A 16827-nucleotide genomic window follows, 5' to 3' on the forward strand; every position below is an offset into this window, starting at 1 on the left:
TCTCCAGGCTCAGCGGTACATCAGAGTGTGGGTACGGACGCGATCGATGACTCCGGCGGCGCGGCAGGCGGCGTCACAGACCTGCGAGCGGGACTCGTCGAAGGTGACATGCCCGGACGATCCGCGCAGCCGTTCGAGCAGTGAGAGAACCATGACCACTCCTGAATAGAAGAACATCTAAGCAAGAAGAAGTCTGCAACATGATTAGAGGGATGTCAAATTAGACATCCATCTAAACAGAGCGCTCCGGGATGGCCAAGCCGCCGAGCTCCACCGGCTGGAGCGTGTAGCGCATGACCGCGATCTCGGCCGGCCCGGTCACGCGCAGGAACTCCCCCACGCCCGCCGGGACGGCGTCCGGATCGGCGCGCAGGCACGCCGCCAGGTCCGGGCGGGTGAGCAGGAGCCGGACGCTCTGGCCGATGAGGGCGTTCAGCTCCATGGGAGGCCTACGTCGCCCGATCTCACAAAAATCCCGTTCAAATGCTTGATATCAGCCACAACGACTTCTGTCCGTTCGCCTCGATTAGCGTTTTCTCATTTAGGTTAAGCAATTAAGCGCCGAGGGCAGACCGGAGAAGGCGATTAAAATCGTCGCCGGACCGCATACGATCCCCCTTGCATAAACATTCCCGTGCATCATCTTGGCCATGATGACCTGCCCAAACACCTCTATCCCCCCACCTGACCAACCAAGAGGAAAGCCATGCAATTCGACTTCGCGATGGCATTCGGCGCTTTTGCGGTGGCCGTGCTGATCGGGCTCACCGGCATGGGAGGAGGTGCGCTGATGACCCCGATGCTGGTCACCTTCTTCGGCGTTTCTCCTTTGGCGGCGGTTTCCAGCGACCTGGTGGCCGCCGCGGTGATGAAGCCGGTGGGCAGCGTGGTGCACTACCGCCGGGGCACCATCGATCTGCGGCTGGTGGCATGGTTGTGCGCCGGATCGGTGCCGGCCGCGTTCAGCGGCGTGCTGGTGGCCAAGGCGCTGGGCGACGGCGATCGTGTGCACGACGTCATCGAGATCGCCATGGGGGCCGCGCTGCTGATCGCGGCCATCGCGTTGGCACACCGCGGCTACCGGGCCATGGCCGACAAGGCCGCCCGCCAGAGCGGCCTTGCCGGGCAGCCTGCTCAGGACGCCTCGCCCGTGTCGCCGCTTCGGATACGGCCGATTCCCACCGCCGCGGTGGGCGCGCTCGGCGGGCTGGTGGTCGCGACCGGCGGTCCAGGCCAGCACCCCGGCGAGCAGGGTGACCAGGCCGAGCAGGGGGGCCGCCTTGATCACGGTGACGCACAACGCGATCAACGACATGCTCGTACGCGTCCAGGCCAGATGGGTTCGCTCACGCGCCAGCCCCGGATCCGCCCCGGGGTCATCGGCCTCGCCAGGGCGGCAATCCGAGTGGGCCATGTCAGCCTTGCCACAGCGCGAGGATGCAGGCGGTGACCGCCACGGCCGTGATGATCGCGACCAGGACCCCAGGCAGGGGCGAGCTCGGCAGGGTGCGGCCACGCCGCAGCGCGCGCTGGTTGCGACGCCACTCCAGGTAGGCGCCACCTGGCAGGAGGGCGCCGAGCAGGATCAGGGGAAGCGCCAGCAGGCGCCGGCCGCCCGGTAATCCGGCGAAGGGCGGGAGTAGCTGCACGATCGCCAGGCCCGCGACGACCAGGGCCAGCGCGGTACGGTTCCACGCCAGCATCGTGCGCTCGTTGGCGAAGGTGAAGCGCACATCGGGCTCCGAACCGCCCGTGCCTCCCCCTTCGGCGGGGGACTGACCAGGATGATGATTCTCCACGTAATCAGACGATAACTCTCCGATGTCATCTGTAAAGTACCCGGCGAGCTCGTTCTCACAAGTGAGCCGAGCCCGTTCTCATGACCGGGCTCGGCCCCGCACGCCGCCGTGTCACGGGTCCGGGAGGACCCTGGGGCATGGGTGGCGATCAGGCGGCGTCGAGGGCTGTGGTGATCTTGCGGGCCATCTCGGTCATGGTGGGGTTGGGGTCGCCGTTCTGGGTGCGGGCGGATGCTTCGATGGCGACGATGACGGTGTTGCGGAAGTTGTCGGCCTCGGCGGGGGCCTGCTGCTTGAGCAGGCTCATGGCCGCCGTCAGGGCCGGCAGCACGACGTCGGCGAGGTCGGCCACGGACTTGCCGTACTTCACGCCCTTGGGGGCCTTGGTCAGGACGTGCCCGACCGGGCCGGTCGCGGAGGTCAGGGCGATGGATCCGTGCGTGGCGACCTTGTGGGGCGAGCCGGCGGCACCGGCGGCCGACATCAGCGAGACCGCGCCCCACGCGGCCGTACGCAGAGTGAGCTTGTCCTGGTCGGTGAGAGCGAGAGACATGGCGGCGTGCTCCTTCGGATCTGAGATGCAAGAGGGTAGAGAGGGGCCCCGCCGGTGCCCGGCCTCAAGACCGAACTCCGCGCGGGAACATCGATGAGGACAGGCCTCCTGAGCGCGGGCTCGGGGTCAGTCGATGGCCTGGTAGAGCGCGCGCAGGAACGTCTCGAACGACTGGCCGGTGACCCTGGCCACCAGCACGCCGAGGAGATCCCCGGCGCATCGGCGCGCCACCGTCATGACGCATCGTCCCGATCGCCTCGACGTGCGTCTCGTCACCCCGGCTGACCAGGGCGACGAGCCCGGGAATCTTCCCGGAATCGACATGCCGTGCCAGCACCTCGCGCATCCTGTGCAGCCCGGACTTGGAGAAGCCGCTGTTGCCGGTTTCCATCACGAATCTCCCTACGTACCGTGTTCGATCTGCGCGACCCGGCCTGGCGTGCGGCCCATGGCCGCGATCGCTGAGCCGTTGATGGGCTTTACGATCGCCGACCGCACTGATACCGGCCCGTCGCCGTCCTGACGCGGTCGCTGACACGACACCGCAGGGTGAACCGGCGGGAGACTTCGCGAACGCGTCAGCGGTGACCCGTGCGGATGTCGCGGAGGAGGTGGCCGGCGGCAACTGCCAGGACGAGGGCCGCCACGATGGATGCAGCCGGTGCGATCACGGCGACGGCGGCCTGAGCACCCCACAGCTGCTCGGCCACACCGGTGAGCAGCGCGCCGCCGAGTCCGCCGACGAGCGCCAGATACAGGCCGACCAGTGCGAACGCCGTCGCGCGGATCTCGGGAGGAGTCACCGAGGCGACGACGAGACTCAACGGGACGAGACCGGCGAAGGTCGTGCCCGAAGTGACCACTCCGATGACGACGAAGGTCGCGATGTCGGGCGAGTAGGCCTGGATGGCGAAGCCGACGCCGAGGATGGCGACCGCTCCGGCGGCCAGATACAGGGCCGCTGTGGGGCTGCGTCGGAACAGGCGGTCGCTGTAGACGCCACCGAGCACCGCGCCGGTCAGCCCGCCGACGGAGCTGACGGCGGCGATCATGCCGCGAGCCATGATGCCCTGCCCGAAATGGTCTTCGAGGATGAGGTTCAGATAGATCGGCACCGTGGTCGCGGCCAGACCGAACGCGCCGAGTGCGATCATCACGAAGTAGAAGGTGCGGATCTTCCTCAGTTGCGCGAACGCGGCCAGCAGCGGCACCTGCCGGGTGGTCGGGCTCGGCAGCAGCTCGTCCCCGAGCAGTGCCTCCTGCTCGAAGCGGCCCCGGACCGGTTCGCGCAGTCGCAGGGTGGCCAGGGCGAGAACCAGGCCTGACACGGCGACGAAGGCGAAGGCCCACCTCCACGGCTCGTACTCGCCGGGAATGATCGCCGCGAAGAGCACGACCAGAAGAGGGCCGATGACGATGCCCAGGGGTTGGCCGCCGCGGTGAACGCCGAGCACTCGGCCGCGGCCGGCGGGTGGGTAGGCGTCGGTCAGGAGCGAGACCTGGATGGGCCCTTCGTTGGCCTTGCCGATGCCCGCGAGGATGCGGACCATGACCACCTGCCACAGGTTCTGGACCAGGCCGAGGAGTGCGGCTGCGACGGCCCAGAGGAGGGTGCAGACGCCGGCGATGGTGGTGCGACGGCGACGGTCCCCGAGCAGACCGAGGGGAAGCGCGGCGACGAAGACCATGACCCCGGCGAGCGTTCCGACGGTGGCGACCGCCGCGGAACCGATGCCCAGCGACTCCCGGATCTCGGGGGCGAAGATGCTGAACATCGCGTTGTCGACGCTGTCGAGCAACTGGAGACCGAGAAGCACGCCCAGCATCGTGCCCCCGCCGGCGGACATGACCTCTTTGAACGTCATCTTCTGCGCGGGGGCGGCGGCGAGCGCGACCTCCGTGCGATCTTCTTCGGTCATCGGAGCCCTTTCAACGGGGTTGTCCCTGGTTTGACCAGCATGGTCACAGTAATCAAACATAGACACTGTTGATCGTCATTCTCTATGTTAATCGACATAGAGTTGGTTGGTACGAAACTTCGCGTCAGTGGCCCGTCAGAGGGGCCCACTGAGGAACGGCGGTCTCATGAGAGAGTGGAGAGGGTCGGTCGCCTTCATCACAGGAGGTGGCCAGGGAATCGGTCTCGGCATCGCACGCGCCCTGGGCAGACGTGGGGTGCGTCTCGCACTGGCCGACATCGACGAGGCAGCGCTGACCCGCAGCGAAGCTGAGCTGTCGCACGTGACGGCCGTGGAGACCTTTCGGCTGGACGTGCGCGACCGTGCGGCGTTCGCCTCGGTCGCCGACGAGGTCGAGTCGAAGCTGGGGCCCGTCGATCTGCTGTTCAACAACGCCGGCATCGTGCCGTACTCACCGGTGGCGGAGCTGGAGTACGAGAAGTGGGACCTGGCCCTTGGCGTCAACCTCACCGGTGTGGTCAACGGCCTGCAGACCTTCTTGCCTCGCATGATCGAGCGCGGCGAGGGCGGGTACATCGTGAACACCTCGTCGGGCGCCGGTCTGGTAGCCGACACGAACCTGCTGTACGTGACCGCCAAGTTCGCGGTGGTCGGGCTCTCGGAGTCACTGCAGCTGGCGGTGAGCAAGCACGGCATCGACGTCAGCGTGCTGTGTCCAGGCCCCGTCGACACCGACATCATTCGTAACACCCGGTCAGCGGACGAGGGCGTTTCCATCGGGTTGACGGACAACGTCCGCCAGGACGCCGAGACGTTCCTCAAGGGGGGTGCCGGCATCGACTCCGTCGGCGAGATGGTCATCGCCGGCATGGAGGCCCGCTCGATGTGGATCCACACCGGAGACATGCTCCGGCCCTATGTGGAGAAGCGGATGGAGAGCCTCCTCAACTCCATCCCGGCTCCGGCCGTCAACGGGGCTCTCTGACGGGGCTTTCTGACGGGAGAACGCCCGATCGGACTGCAGGGCGCCGAGCATCCAAGAAGGTGAGTCAGCGGGACAGAACGGCAACCGCCGTACCGTCCCGCTTTCGCTCGTGATTCGAGCCCACGGACCTGGACGACGGCCGGTCGGGAATCGGGTCAGTCGGTGCGCACGTCCCGGCCGTCGCCGGTCTTCGGGGCGTCGCGGCGTGCGGGGGCGACGCCCGGCGGAGTGGACCAGACATCGGCGAGGTTCTTGTCGAACATGGCCGCGACCGACTGCAAGGCCTCGTCGAGGTCGAAGGCCTCGGGGTCGACGAGCGCCTGGAGGTGGATCCCGAGGAGCGCTCCGTTGAGTGCGGCCGCGGAGGCGCGCTCCTGCCTCGACGCGGTCGCGGAATCCGCGCTTGCGGGGCGATGCGCGCGCAGCCAGAGCTCAAGGCCGCCGCGCCGCCGGGCGAGGAACTCTTGGTACTGGGTGCGGACGGCGCCCGTGCCGCTGATGGCTTCACCCAAGATCATGAATACCAGCGCCGAATTGCCGCTGCGCACCAAGGCGGCGGAGTCGTCGAACAACTCGGCGAGCGCCGGCACGGACTGGTAGCGCTCCGGGGGCATCAAGCGGTCGATCGCGCGTTCTACAACGGCCATCACGAGACCGTCTTTGTTCTTGAAGTGCCACGGGATGGAGCCGCGGCTGATGCCCGAGCGCTCGGAGATGTCGACGAAGGACGTCCGGTCGAACCCGCGCTCGGCGAACAGCTCTTCGGCTGCGTCCAGAATGCGGCGACGACTCTCTTCACCGATCTCGTCGATCCGGCGCCGTCCTCGGGAACTCACGATGGTCATCCTAGTGCCTGCGCACAAAGCGGCCAGAAGCGTGACAGGGCCCGGAATCACGGTCCGGCCGAGGTCCTGGCGGCGAACGGGTGGGATGCGGCGTTGTGTCAGCGGCCGTGTCAGCACGGCGACGGCCCGCTATCAGAGCGATCGGCGATCGTCAGTGCCATGAACGGTTCAGCGATCGCGGCCTCAAGGCCCGGTGAGATCCGCTCAGGCGACCCGGCCTGAGCGATCCAAGCCCCGGACACCGACAGGACCGCGTTCCACCGGCCGTTCGTTCTCTTGCATCTCAGATCCGAAGGAGCACGCCGCCATGTCTCTCGCTCTCACCGACCAGGACAAGCTCACTCTGCGTACGGCCGCGTGGGGCGCGGTCTCGCTGATGTCGGCCGCCGGTGCCGCCGGCTCGCCCCACAAGGTCGCCACGCACGGATCCATCGCCCTGACCTCCGCGACCGGCCCGGTCGGGCACGTCCTGACCAAGGCCCCCAAGGGCGTGAAGTACGGCAAGTCCGTGGCCGACCTCGCCGACGTCGTGCTGCCGGCCCTGACGGCGGCCATGAGCCTGCTCAAGCAGCAGGCCCCCGCCGAGGCCGACAACTTCCGCAACACCGTCATCGTCGCCATCGAAGCATCCGCCCGCACCCAGAACGGCGAACCCAGCCCCACCATGACCGAGATGGCCCGCAAGATCACCACAGCCCTCGACGCCGCCTGACGGCCGCGCTGACCGTACAGGGACTTCAGGTCGCTCAGACCGGCCGCCACCGGCCTGAGCGACAAACAGAAGACCGACCGACCGATGCTGTCGCACCCGACGGTGGGCGCGCGGGGACGGGCCCCACATGGCCTGATCGTCATGGTGGCGAGACAGTGAGGTGAGTGGCGAGCTGCCTGACGGTGTCGGCGACCTCGGCTGGTTCGATGACGGCCACTGGGGCGGTGAGCGCAATGCGGGCAACAGTCATGGCAAGCCAGTCGAGATCTTCGCCGCGGATCTGGACGGAACAAGAGTCCGCCTCCATCTCGATCGGTGTGTGGTCCACCCCTCGGAGCACGCCCTCGAGTTCGGCGAACGCGGCGTTGACGGTGAGCTTCGCTTCATGGTGACGGGGTATCGAGCCGAGTGAGCTTGCGACGAAGCTCGCCGCATCGCCACCCGGGATCTGGCGGGGCGTGAAATGGCTGCCCGCCAGCCGGGGCTCCCGGAGCCGATCCAGCCGAAACGTGCGCCAGTCGCGGCGACGTTGGTCCCATGCCACGAGATACCAGCGACGGCCGGCGGTGACGAGTTGGTGCGGCTGGACGAGCCGTCGGCTGTCTTCGCCATCACGTCGTCGGTAGTCAAAACGCACGTCCTCACGGTCTCGACACGCCGCGGCGAGCACACTGAGTGCTTCGGGGTCGACGACGACGTCGTCGGCTGCCCACCGCATCGAGGCGACGCTCGAATGCAGCGCCGACACCCGTCGGCGGAGGCGATAGGGCAGGAGTTGTTCGATTTTCGTCAGGGCGCGCAGCGACGTTTCTTCCATGCCGCCGATGGCGGCCTCCGCGGCGTAGCGCAGTCCGACGGCTACCGCGACGGCCTCGTCATCGTCGAGGACCAGGGGCGGCACGTGCGCTCCCTTTGCAAGTCGGTAGCCCCCGTCCTTTCCCGACGTGGCATCGACCGGATAGCCAAGGTCGCGCAGCCGGTCGACGTCACGGCGCACCGTTCGCTCCGTGACCTCGAGGCGTTCGGCGAGCTCGGCACCACGCCACAATCGATGGGTCTGAAGGAGCGAGAGCAGCTGCAGCGCTCGACCGGTGGGATCTTTCCGCATTTTTCTCAGTTTGCCACCTACTGAGGACGGATCTTGTCCGCAATGCGTCCTACGGTAGCAACCGATCAGCCGCCCCCAAGATCGGCAACCCACCGAAAGGAACTTCGATGGGTCATGCCGTCACCCAAACCCCGCCGATCTCGGCCCGAGAACTCACTCGCGTCTTCAATTCCGGCGATCGCCTGATCACCCCGAAAGCCAAGGAGGAAATGCGATGTTCAATCCAACCGATTTTCCCGAGCCCACCGCTATTTCAGTCAACGGTGTGGAACTCGAGGTCTTCGAAGCAGGCCGGCAAAATGCCGGAGAGCCCATCGTGCTCTGTCACGGCTGGCCGGAGCATGCCTTTTCTTGGCGCCATCAGGTGCCTGCCCTTGTCGCAGCGGGCTACCACGTCATCGTCCCGAACCAGCGAGGTTACGGCAACTCATCCCGTCCGACCGAAGTAACAGACTATGACATTGAACACTTGTCGGGTGATCTCATCGCACTTCTCGATCACTACGGATACGAAGATGCCACCTTTGTCGGTCACGATTGGGGTTCGTTTGTCGTTTGGGGATTGACCTTGTTGCATCCGAACCGCGTGAACAAGGTGATCAACCTGAGCTTGCCGTACCTCGAGCGCGGAGAAAAGCCCTGGATCGAGGTCATGGAAGATACGCTTGGCGGCGACTTCTATTTCGTCCACTTCAATCGGCAGCCAGGCGTCGCAGACGCCGTATTCGAAGACAACACCTTCCAGTTCCTTCGCAACATGCACCGGAAGAACGTGCCACCCACGGAGCCCCAGCCGGGTATGGCGTTGATCAATCTCGCCAGAGCGGAAACACCACTCGGTGAGTCCATAATGAGCGACAGCGAACTGGCCGTTTTCGTCTCCGCTTTCGAGTCATCGGGCTTCACGGGCAGTATCAATTGGTACAGAAATCTCGACCGCAACTGGCGCTTGTTGGCGGATGCGAACCCCATCATCCAGCAGCCCACTCTCATGATCTACGGCGACCGGGATGCGGTCGCGAGGTCCGAAAACCTGACAGAGTTCGTGCCCAATGTGGAAGTGGTCAATCTGGACTGCGGTCATTGGATCCAGCAAGAAAAGCCGGAAGAAACAAACCAAGCGATTTTGAAATGGCTGGAACGGCAGGGTGCCATCTAGTCCCACGAGCGTTTCAAGGTCAAGCATGCCCTCCGGCTTGACCGAAGGGTGGAATGGGACACGGTCATCGTCTTCGAGGTGACTTGATGGGGCACCGCTACCCCGGTAGGGCTGGGCTAGCGGTCAGTCAGAAGTCAGGTATCAGGCGTCTTGGGCGCGAGTGACGTGAGCGGCGTCATCACGTTCGGGGCGCCTGATCGCCTCCCGGGGGTCTGATCCCCGCTTCACCGCATCAGCCAGCCCAGAACGTCTGAGCGCGCTCCCCACCATCCAGTTGTGAACACGGTGGAGGTCCCCCGGTGCCACGGACGGGGTTGGTGTCGAAGTGCTGCACCAGGAGGGCGCCGGGCCGGGCCTTGATCAGGAACCGAGAAGCGATGGCCGCCGAGCCGCGGCTAACGTGACAGCCATGGACATCACCATTCACACGACCGTCCTGCCGCACACCGACCCGGACGCCTCCCTGGCCTTCTACCGCGACACCCTCGGCTTCGAAGTCCGCAGCGATGTCGGGCAGGGCAAGATGCGCTGGATCACGGTCGGCCCCGAAGGCCGGCCCGACCCGTCCATCCTCCTGGCGCCGCCCGCCGCCGACCCCGGGGTCACCGAGGACGAGCGCCGCACCATCCTCGAGATGATGGCCAAGGGCACCTACGGGTGGATCCTGCTGGCCACCCCGAACCTCGACGCCACCTTCGAAGGGCTGCGGGCCCGCGACGCCGAGATCGTTCAGGAGCCGACCGAGCAGCCGTACGGCATTCGCGACTGCGCCCTCCGCGATCCCGCGGGCAACCTGATCCGCATCCAAGAGCTTCGCTGAGCCGTTCGCTGATCGATGTGAAAGGAGTCGTCTCATGTGTCACCCCGCATGGGGGCGCGCCCTCGCCGCTGCGCAGCGCCTGAACGACCTCGCGCGACTGCGCCGCGTCCGCGACCGGATCGACCGGGAGTACGCGCGGCCACTGAACATCGAGGCGCTCGCCCGCGACGTGGCCATGGCGCCCGGTGACCTCGACCGTGAGTTCCGGCTCGCCTACGGGCAGTCGCCGTACGCCTATCTGATGACGCGGCGCGGGGAGCGCGCGACTCTGCTGACGCGGCGCGGGGAGGGCGCGACGGTGTGCTCCAGCGTCACCGAGGGCTGGTCCACAGGCCGTGCCTTCAGCACTGTGCCGGGGGCCGTGGCTGACCGCTGACCGACGGTGGGGACGGCTCATTCGGGGTCGGACTCCAGGAGGTCCAGGTCCGGAGGGACGAGGGTGGTCGACTCCACCATGCCCTTGAGCAGGTTGTGCAGGAGGTTGTTGTCGTACGGCCGGCCCTCCGACGGGTCGTGCCGGAGCGGGTACGGGAAGCCGGCCTCGTGGAGGCGGTAGCGGATGGCCTCGACCCGGTTCTCGATGATGCCGGCCCGCCATCTCTCCGCAGGCCGGAGAGCGGCCAGCCGGGCCTCGGCCTGGTTGTACGTCAACGGGCGAGGAGTCTCCTCGTACAGCAAGTAGCGCTGGCCCAGGACGACCAGGAGCAGGCGTTCGGTCTCGCTGATCTCCCAGATCTTCGGCGGAACGGTCTCGGCCTCGTGCAGATCCTTCAGAACGTCGCCGTACGGGCTCATGACATGAAGCTCCACCAGGTGGTGGCGGTAACCCGAGCCCCTGATGAACAGCGGGGTGTAGCCGGCCGCCAGCGGGACGGGGTCGGCGGACTTGTGCATCAGCTGGCCGCGTGGCAGGCGGATGAGCTGCCGGCCCACATTGTGCAGCCACCACAGATTGTCCTGATACGTCACCTCGGCGTGCAGGCGGCTCACCGACTGGTCGTCCGCGCCGACGCTCAGGTCGACGTTCGGGCGCTTGTCCCGCCCGAAGCGGACGTGGCGGCCCGGCTGTGGCGGGACCGTGATGCGGCCCATGACAGTGCGGGCGCGGAGGGTGCCTGGCACCGCCGGATCCACGCCGTGGGCCAGGCTTTTGGTGAAGCTCATCTGCTCGCCTCCTGAGCGTTCGCGGGACGCAGCCGTATGATGCCCGAACCTCTCCGGGACCCCTCCCGGAAGCGGGAAGCTCAGGTGCCGCGAAGCGTGTCGGTGGCGGAGTCGGCGAGAGTGGTCGCCATCCGGCAGAGCCGGTCCACGGGGCGCGAGCCGCTGACCACGAGGCGTACCTTCTCGGCCGCCGTCCGGCCGTTCTGATCGGTGTACGAGCGGTACACCACCTGGACCAGGCAGGTCCGGCCGCCCTCGCCCGCCGGCTCGATGACCGCGCGGTATCCGTTGATCCGGGTGGCCGTGCCGTCCTCCGCGGTGGGCGGCATACCGCGGTCGAACCGGAGGTCCACCCCTGTGTCACTGGTGGTGCTGCCCCAGGTGCATCCCCAACCGGCGAACGCGAAGTCCGGGTCCGCGGCGTCGACGCCGGGGATGGTCTCCAGCGCCTTGCCGGAGAGCAGCGCGCAGGCGTCCCGCTGTGCCAGCGAGCTCTCCGGGAGTGGCGGGGACCGGCGTTCGAGCGGGCCCCGGTCGAGCGCCCGGGCCGCGATGGTGGCGGCGGCATCGGCGATCTCACAGAGGTCGGCCTTGCCCTCGTCCTCCCACTGCGCGCGCACTCGCACCGTGGTGTCGGCCACGCCGGGCAGCACGAGCGTCCGCGAGCACTCCCCGCTCTCGCGGGGTTCGCCGGCCACGGTGATCGTGCCCACGGTCCTCAGCTCCCCGGCCTGCTCGGGCGGGGCGAGGTGGTTGAGGTCCACCATGACGTCCACGGCTCCGCCACCCGGCGGGGAGATGATGACATCGCACCGGTCGAAGTTGCCGTAGTCGATGTCGAGCTCCGTCTCGCCGAACCGGCCGAGCGCGGCGGGGTCGGTCATGGCGCAGGGGTCGGCCGTACGGTGGTCGCCGATCAGGGGTGAGGCGGGGCCCTTCGAGGAGGGAGCGGGGGCCGGGGTCGCCGCAGTCGTGGGCGGTGTGGGCGCGGAGACCTTGCGATCCTGGTTCAGCCCGTATCCGTACCAGACGGCCACCAGCGCCACGCAGGCCCCCGACACGATGAGGGCCCTTCCTGCCACAGCGGTCGACTCCCCCGCGATCTTCTCGAGCCGCTTCTGCACCTGCCTCATCTTCGGCCGCGCACGCGGATCCAGCCGCAGCATCTCCTGCAGCAGCTCCCTCAACGGACCCACGTCCGCCGTCAGCGGGACGTCCGTATGGGCGAGCTCCCACGCCACCGAGTCCTCGTCCGACTCACCGCCGTCGGTTTCCTGACGTGGCGGATGGCCGGCGACCAGCGCGTAGATGGTGGCCCCGAGGGAGAAGACATCCGCTTTCGCCCCCGGCTGTCCCTTGATGACCTCGGGGGCGGCGTACGCGAAGGTGCAGCTGATGGCGCCGTTGCGGGTGGCGGTGTCCCGCCCCCCGATCCGGTACGCGGCGCCGAAGTCGGTCAGCTTCACCACGCCATCCCCGCCGCCGACGATGTTGGCCGGCTTCACGTCGAGGTGGACGAGATCCTTGTCGTGCAGGGCGGCCAGGGCGCCGGCGATCTTCGCGCCGACGTGTGCCGCCTTCTTCGGCGACATTCTCGGCCGTCCGTCCAGATTGCCGCCCGGCACGTACTCCATCACGAGCCAGTCGTCCACGGTGCCGTACAGGGTGACCACGTGCGGGTGGTTGAAGGCGGCGAGAGCGCGTGCCTCGGCGAGCAACCGGTTGGACTCGGCGCTGTCGGCCAGCAGGCGCTTGAGCACGACGTCCCGGCCCAGCTGGAGATCGCGGGCCAGCCAGACCTCGGTCACCTGGCTGCCGACCAGACATTCGGCCAACTCATATCGCTCACCAACTGTCATGCCCTGGCGCACCGCGATCCCCCCTCGCCGGCCATTCGGAACATCGCGTGCTCCGAATTTACTGGGCCGATGTGCGATGCGCAGTTTTACCTCACATTTCCCCTGCGTGCCCGAGCACAGGAGCCGGCATGCCCGGGACCGTCCCCCGAAGACCGGCGCTAACTTGCGGCGACCAGCGCCGATCAGAACGGGAAAGGATGTGCTGACGTGGCAGTACTGAGCTGCGCGAAGTCCGGCAGGAGCGGGCCGCCGAAACACGCCCGTGGCAGTAACTCACCTACAGAAAGCGGCTCAATACGAAAAATACTCATATATGCGTTCTCGTTGCTTGTCGTCATCGGGGTCACCGGAATCTTCTCTGTCGCGATCCACAACGCGCAACGCACTTGGCAGAACGATTCCCGTCATGGCGAACGAATCGGCACCAGTTACGGCGACGTCCTGTTCAACAAGCCAGCGGCTGAGCGGGACCCCGCCAAGGCGGCCGTCATGCGCAGGATCAACCAGATCCAGGCGAAGATCTATCAGGAGAACGAGCGGGTCGCCACGAACAGCGACCGGTACGTCAAGATCGCCCTGCTCATGCCCCTCACCGTCTCCAGGACCAACGCGTCCGCGATGCCGCTCGACCAGATCGAACACGCCCTCCAGGGCGCCTACACGGCACTGGTCCGCGCCAACCACAGCCAGGCGATCGGCGACTCCGGCCGGCAGATCCAGCTGATCCTCGCCAACCAAGGCAGCAGGCAGGACGCGAGCGACCGCCTGATGAACAAGATCCGCGGCGAGTCGGAGGCGGAGCATCCGCTGCTGACGGTCATCGGGCTCGGCTCAAGCGTCGGCAGCACCGCGACGTTGGTGGAGAGCCTGGGCGCGAAGGGCGCGGAGGAAGAGCGCATTCCGATGGTCGGCGCCATCACCTCGGCCGACACCCTGACCGGGAAGCCGGGCTTCTGGAGCGTGTCGCCCGGCAACACGCAGTACGTCCAGGCGATCGAGCATTACCTCAGCGCGCGTGCGGATCTGAAGTCCGCGGTGCTCGTCCAGGACGTCAACGAGGATCCGTACACGGCCTCGTTGGCAGCGGGTTTCCAGACGCGGCTCACCCGCTACCTGCACTTTCCTCCGCAGACCTACCACGGCGGCACACTCGATCAACCCGCGACTGCCAATGATTTCGCCGAGCTGGTCACGAATGTCTGCACGGCGGCCAACGACCGTGAGCATCCGCTCGACACGGTCCTCTATGCCGGACGGATGACGGATTTCGGGGCATTCGCACAGGCTCTGGCGGTCAAGCGATCGTGCAGTTCCCGGCTGACCGTGCTCACGGCCGCGACCGGGTTCGCGTCGGCGCGGCGTTTCCGGCCCGTCATCGACCACGCGAAGCTCGACGTGTTCTTCGCCTCCCCCGCCAATCCCGCGGCCTGGACGTCCGTCGACGCACGGGTGCCGGGCAGCGTCGGCGCCCCGGTGCCCGCTGGGTTCACGGAGTTCCTCAGGAGTTACAAGGCGCACGGCTTCCCGGTCGAGGACCTGAACGACGGCATGGCGATCGCCCACCACGACGCGCTCGCCACCGCGGCCCGGGCGATCAGGCTGGGCACGGACGACCACGAGCCGCCCAGCCGGGCCGACCTGCACGACAGGCTCAGCCGCCTCGTCCTGGCCTTCAAGGTGAACGGCGCCTCGGGAACACTCAGCTTCCCCAAGACGGCGCAGGGGCGGGCCGTGGGGCGATTCATCCCCATCGTCCAGCTCGGACGCGAAACACAGCCGGCCGGGCTGCCGGAGAAGTTCACACCGTACGAGGTCAGATGAAGATCTTCGATGAGGCCCTCGCCCGCGCCATCAAGGACATCCAGAACGAGGCGGCGGAGCAGGGAGCCGAGACGGACGAGGATGAGCTGCGGGCGGTGGCGGAGCGTGAATGGGAGTCCCGGCTCAGCCGCAGCGCCTTCGCCCGCGACTACCGGCAGACTGCTCTTCGCATCCCCCCGGGCGCCGCGGATGCCCCGGTCCGGGCCGTACTGTGTGGCGTTGATCTGCTTGTGTGCCTGTCGGCGACGGTCGCGGCCTGCCTGCTGTACGGCTGGGCCGTCACCAGACAGGACTTCCTGCCCTCCGGCGGCTCACTCCTGCTCAACGCGACGACGGCCCTGGCCGGTCTGCTGGCCGCCGGCGGCGTCGCCTTCGGGATCGCCTGGGCGCTGACGCCGGTCCCAGGTGGGCCGGCGAGCAGGAAGCCACCGGACGAGGCCTACGTCGCGATGGCGGCGGTGATCGGCGGCATCGTCACACCCGGCCTGACCGTCCTGGTGTCCGTGGCGTGCGACAGCGGGGTCGCGGCCGTGCCCGCCTTGCTGTTGTCAGCCGCGGCGTGGACCTTCGCCCTCACCCCCGGCAACCGGAACCGGTGGCTGGCCTACGCCCGCCTGGGGACTCTCGCCAGGGACAGAGAACGCCTCGCGCGGCTCCAGGAGGAGTGGCTCAGGGAGCTCACCAGGGACATCACCGAGCAGCTCCGCCCGACGATCGAGGCGGCAGCGGAGCGAGCACACGCGATCAGGATGTCCATCCGGGCGACCGCGAGCCTGAAGCGGGTTCGGAGTAAGTCGCTGCACGTCGGAACGCCGGCGGAGCGGAGCCTGATCGTGGCGGGAAAGGGCATGGACGACGGCAGCATCGCGCTGTCCGGCCCGCGCGGCGTCGGCAAGACCGAGCTGCTCACGACATTCTGCGACGACCCCACGAGGGTGGGCGTGGTGGTGGTCGCGCCGGTGAACTACGACAGGAGGGAGTTCGTGCTGCACCTGTTCGCCGAAGTCTGCAAGCGGATGGCCAAGGACGGCCCACGGTCGCTGCGCCGGCAGGCCGGCCGGCAGCTCCGGCAGATCTGGTACCTGCAGTCGCACAACGTCGATGCCTCACTCGGCGTTCCCGCCGTGAGCTTCAAGCTCGGGCGCACCAGGTCGCGTCAGCCGCTGACGTACCCCGAGATCGTGCACGAGTTCAAGCGCTTCCTCACCAGCGCGAGTCGCGGGCTCGGCAACGGCAGCCGCCTGGTGATAGGAATCGACGAACTCGACCGGATCCATCCCTCATCCGAGGCGCAGACCTTCTTCAACGAGATCAAGGTGATCTTCGACGTCCCCGGCTGCCTGTTCGTGCTGTCGGTGTCGGACGAGGCACTACGTGCCGCCGAGCTCGCGCCGGTAGGCGGGCGCGACGTCTTCGACAGCGCCATCGACGAGGTGGTGCGGGTGGAACCGCTCGATCAGGAAGACGCGCGCCGGCTGCTGGCGGCGCGGGTCATCGGCCTGCCCGTGGGCTTCACCGCCCTGTTCAACGCCCTGGCCGGCGGCATCCCCCGCAACTTGCTCCGCATCGCGAGAGCGGCGATCCTCTTCGCGGACCACGATGCCGGCCACTCTGCCGGCAACACCGCCGGCCACACCGCCGTCGACGGCAGCGGGCAGCGAACGGTCCAGGAGGACCTGGGGGCGACGACGGCGCGACTGGTCGAACGCGAGCTGAAGCGGATCGCCGGCAACATGAGCGCCGAACTCCCGCCCGAAGCGTCCGCACTCATCCGGAGCGAGATCACGCGCGGGTGCGACACGCTGACCGACCTGAGTGAGCAGGTGGCGCAGGTGAGCCCGGCCATCGGCAACCGGCTCTTCTTCCTCGACACGGTCCTGGGCTTCTTCACCGCGCTCAAGACACCAGAGCTGATCAAGCAGGCGGAGAAGGACGGTACGTTCACCTGTCTGGCCAGAGCGGGCGCTCTCATCGGCAATGCCGACGGGGAGGCAAGGAAAGCACTCGAGCGGATAAGAGTGTGGCCGGGCCTCGACCAGGGGCCCACCTCTTGACAACAGTCGCCGTAGCGAGGAGGACCGTG

The 16827-nt window shown here is 67.5% G+C and carries 16 protein-coding genes and 2 pseudogenes; 8 read left to right on the forward strand and 10 right to left on the reverse strand.

What is annotated here, in order from left to right; all coding sequences use genetic code 11:
* Positions 1-9: 9 nt before the first annotated feature.
* A complete protein-coding gene (locus tag ACIBQX_RS20110) occupies positions 10-153 on the reverse strand; it encodes a hypothetical protein (RefSeq protein WP_397006503.1) in 144 nt (47 codons plus the stop codon).
* A 79-nt stretch (positions 154-232) separates the two neighbouring features.
* Positions 233-442 carry a hypothetical protein gene (locus tag ACIBQX_RS20115; protein WP_397006505.1) on the reverse strand — a complete coding sequence of 70 codons (210 nt, stop codon included), beginning with the start codon at positions 440-442 and terminating at the stop codon, positions 233-235.
* A 330-nt stretch (positions 443-772) separates the two neighbouring features.
* Here ACIBQX_RS20115 and ACIBQX_RS20120 point away from each other — a divergent pair.
* Positions 773-1171: pseudogene (locus tag ACIBQX_RS20120) on the forward strand (sulfite exporter TauE/SafE family protein); the annotation flags it as partial.
* Positions 1172-1288: 117 nt separating this feature from the next.
* On the opposite strand, the pseudogene ACIBQX_RS20125 reads toward ACIBQX_RS20120, so the two are convergent.
* From ACIBQX_RS20125 to ACIBQX_RS20140, 4 genes and pseudogenes are all read right to left on the reverse strand, one after another.
* A pseudogene (locus tag ACIBQX_RS20125) lies at positions 1289-1414 on the reverse strand (DUF202 domain-containing protein); the annotation flags it as partial.
* A gap of 1 nt (position 1415) precedes the next feature.
* Positions 1416-1733, reverse strand: a complete 318-nt coding sequence (locus ACIBQX_RS20130) for a YidH family protein (protein WP_397006507.1) — start codon at positions 1731-1733, stop codon at positions 1416-1418.
* Between the two features lie 214 nt (positions 1734-1947).
* Positions 1948-2352: a hypothetical protein gene (locus ACIBQX_RS20135; RefSeq protein ID WP_397006509.1), complete on the reverse strand. Its 405-nt coding sequence runs from the start codon at positions 2350-2352 to the stop codon at positions 1948-1950.
* A gap of 578 nt (positions 2353-2930) precedes the next feature.
* Positions 2931-4271 carry an MFS transporter gene (locus tag ACIBQX_RS20140; protein WP_397006511.1) on the reverse strand — a complete coding sequence of 447 codons (1341 nt, stop codon included), beginning with the start codon at positions 4269-4271 and terminating at the stop codon, positions 2931-2933.
* Positions 4272-4437: 166 nt separating this feature from the next.
* On the opposite strand from ACIBQX_RS20140, the gene ACIBQX_RS20145 reads away from it, so the two are divergent.
* Positions 4438-5256, forward strand: coding sequence for an SDR family oxidoreductase (locus ACIBQX_RS20145; protein ID WP_397006513.1), 819 nt, complete (start codon positions 4438-4440; stop codon positions 5254-5256).
* Positions 5257-5411: 155 nt separating this feature from the next.
* Here the strand turns inward: ACIBQX_RS20145 and ACIBQX_RS20150 are convergent, their stop codons facing one another.
* Entirely contained in the window at positions 5412-6101 is a 690-nt protein-coding gene (locus ACIBQX_RS20150) for a TetR family transcriptional regulator (protein WP_397006515.1), read from the reverse strand.
* A gap of 307 nt (positions 6102-6408) precedes the next feature.
* Between ACIBQX_RS20150 and ACIBQX_RS20155 the strand changes: the two genes are divergently transcribed.
* Positions 6409-6813 carry a hypothetical protein gene (locus tag ACIBQX_RS20155; RefSeq protein ID WP_397006517.1) on the forward strand — a complete coding sequence of 135 codons (405 nt, stop codon included), beginning with the start codon at positions 6409-6411 and terminating at the stop codon, positions 6811-6813.
* Positions 6814-6952: 139 nt separating this feature from the next.
* Here ACIBQX_RS20155 and ACIBQX_RS20160 read toward each other — a convergent pair whose 3' ends face one another.
* Positions 6953-7921 (reverse strand): helix-turn-helix transcriptional regulator, encoded by a 969-nt coding sequence (locus ACIBQX_RS20160; RefSeq protein WP_397006519.1) that lies wholly within the window; start codon positions 7919-7921, stop codon positions 6953-6955.
* A gap of 214 nt (positions 7922-8135) precedes the next feature.
* Here ACIBQX_RS20160 and ACIBQX_RS20165 point away from each other — a divergent pair, with 214 nt between their 5' ends.
* The 3 genes from ACIBQX_RS20165 (at position 8136) to ACIBQX_RS20175 (ending at position 10276) form a co-directional block, all read left to right on the forward strand.
* Positions 8136-9080, forward strand: coding sequence for an alpha/beta fold hydrolase (locus ACIBQX_RS20165; RefSeq protein WP_397006521.1), 945 nt, complete (start codon positions 8136-8138; stop codon positions 9078-9080).
* A gap of 409 nt (positions 9081-9489) precedes the next feature.
* Positions 9490-9900, forward strand: a complete 411-nt coding sequence (locus tag ACIBQX_RS20170; RefSeq protein ID WP_397006523.1) for a VOC family protein — start codon at positions 9490-9492, stop codon at positions 9898-9900.
* Between the two features lie 34 nt (positions 9901-9934).
* Entirely contained in the window at positions 9935-10276 is a 342-nt protein-coding gene (locus tag ACIBQX_RS20175) for an AraC family transcriptional regulator (RefSeq protein ID WP_397006525.1), read from the forward strand.
* Positions 10277-10293: 17 nt separating this feature from the next.
* Here ACIBQX_RS20175 and ACIBQX_RS20180 read toward each other — a convergent pair whose 3' ends face one another.
* Together ACIBQX_RS20180 and ACIBQX_RS20185 are read right to left on the reverse strand one after the other, a co-directional pair.
* Entirely contained in the window at positions 10294-11064 is a 771-nt protein-coding gene (locus ACIBQX_RS20180; protein ID WP_397006527.1) for an FHA domain-containing protein, read from the reverse strand.
* A gap of 80 nt (positions 11065-11144) precedes the next feature.
* Positions 11145-12923, reverse strand: coding sequence for a serine/threonine-protein kinase (locus tag ACIBQX_RS20185; protein WP_397006529.1), 1779 nt, complete (start codon positions 12921-12923; stop codon positions 11145-11147).
* Between the two features lie 489 nt (positions 12924-13412).
* On the opposite strand from ACIBQX_RS20185, the gene ACIBQX_RS20190 reads away from it, so the two are divergent.
* Together ACIBQX_RS20190 and ACIBQX_RS20195 are read left to right on the forward strand one after the other, a co-directional pair.
* Positions 13413-14744 (forward strand): ABC transporter substrate-binding protein, encoded by a 1332-nt coding sequence (locus ACIBQX_RS20190; protein ID WP_397006531.1) that lies wholly within the window; start codon positions 13413-13415, stop codon positions 14742-14744.
* Complete coding sequence (locus ACIBQX_RS20195; protein WP_397006533.1) at positions 14741-16798, forward strand: P-loop NTPase fold protein; 2058 nt, start codon at positions 14741-14743, stop codon at positions 16796-16798. The genes ACIBQX_RS20190 and ACIBQX_RS20195 overlap by 4 nt, the downstream gene beginning before the upstream one ends.
* Positions 16799-16827 lie beyond the last annotated feature (29 nt).

This window comes from Nonomuraea sp. NPDC049714, from assembly GCF_044465295.1.
Lineage (GTDB): Bacteria > Actinomycetota > Actinomycetes > Streptosporangiales > Streptosporangiaceae > Nonomuraea.

What these genes read in the sequence shown, in the direction of transcription:
- ACIBQX_RS20110 (WP_397006503.1), bottom strand. Translation starts at nt 153, where the DNA reads ATGGTTCTCTCACTGCTCGAACGGCTGCGCGGATCGTCCGGGCATGTC.
- ACIBQX_RS20115 (WP_397006505.1), bottom strand. Translation starts at nt 442, where the DNA reads ATGGAGCTGAACGCCCTCATCGGCCAGAGCGTCCGGCTCCTGCTCACC.
- ACIBQX_RS20135 (WP_397006509.1), bottom strand. Translation starts at nt 2,352, where the DNA reads ATGTCTCTCGCTCTCACCGACCAGGACAAGCTCACTCTGCGTACGGCC.
- ACIBQX_RS20140 (WP_397006511.1), bottom strand. Translation starts at nt 4,271, where the DNA reads ATGACCGAAGAAGATCGCACGGAGGTCGCGCTCGCCGCCGCCCCCGCG.
- ACIBQX_RS20145 (WP_397006513.1), top strand. Translation starts at nt 4,438, where the DNA reads ATGAGAGAGTGGAGAGGGTCGGTCGCCTTCATCACAGGAGGTGGCCAG.
- ACIBQX_RS20150 (WP_397006515.1), bottom strand. Translation starts at nt 6,101, where the DNA reads ATGACCATCGTGAGTTCCCGAGGACGGCGCCGGATCGACGAGATCGGT.
- ACIBQX_RS20155 (WP_397006517.1), top strand. Translation starts at nt 6,409, where the DNA reads ATGTCTCTCGCTCTCACCGACCAGGACAAGCTCACTCTGCGTACGGCC.
- ACIBQX_RS20160 (WP_397006519.1), bottom strand. Translation starts at nt 7,921, where the DNA reads ATGCGGAAAGATCCCACCGGTCGAGCGCTGCAGCTGCTCTCGCTCCTT.
- ACIBQX_RS20165 (WP_397006521.1), top strand. Translation starts at nt 8,136, where the DNA reads ATGTTCAATCCAACCGATTTTCCCGAGCCCACCGCTATTTCAGTCAAC.
- ACIBQX_RS20170 (WP_397006523.1), top strand. Translation starts at nt 9,490, where the DNA reads ATGGACATCACCATTCACACGACCGTCCTGCCGCACACCGACCCGGAC.
- ACIBQX_RS20175 (WP_397006525.1), top strand. Translation starts at nt 9,935, where the DNA reads ATGTGTCACCCCGCATGGGGGCGCGCCCTCGCCGCTGCGCAGCGCCTG.
- ACIBQX_RS20180 (WP_397006527.1), bottom strand. Translation starts at nt 11,064, where the DNA reads ATGAGCTTCACCAAAAGCCTGGCCCACGGCGTGGATCCGGCGGTGCCA.
- ACIBQX_RS20185 (WP_397006529.1), bottom strand. Translation starts at nt 12,923, where the DNA reads ATGACAGTTGGTGAGCGATATGAGTTGGCCGAATGTCTGGTCGGCAGC.
- ACIBQX_RS20190 (WP_397006531.1), top strand. Translation starts at nt 13,413, where the DNA reads ATGCGCAGGATCAACCAGATCCAGGCGAAGATCTATCAGGAGAACGAG.
- ACIBQX_RS20195 (WP_397006533.1), top strand. Translation starts at nt 14,741, where the DNA reads ATGAAGATCTTCGATGAGGCCCTCGCCCGCGCCATCAAGGACATCCAG.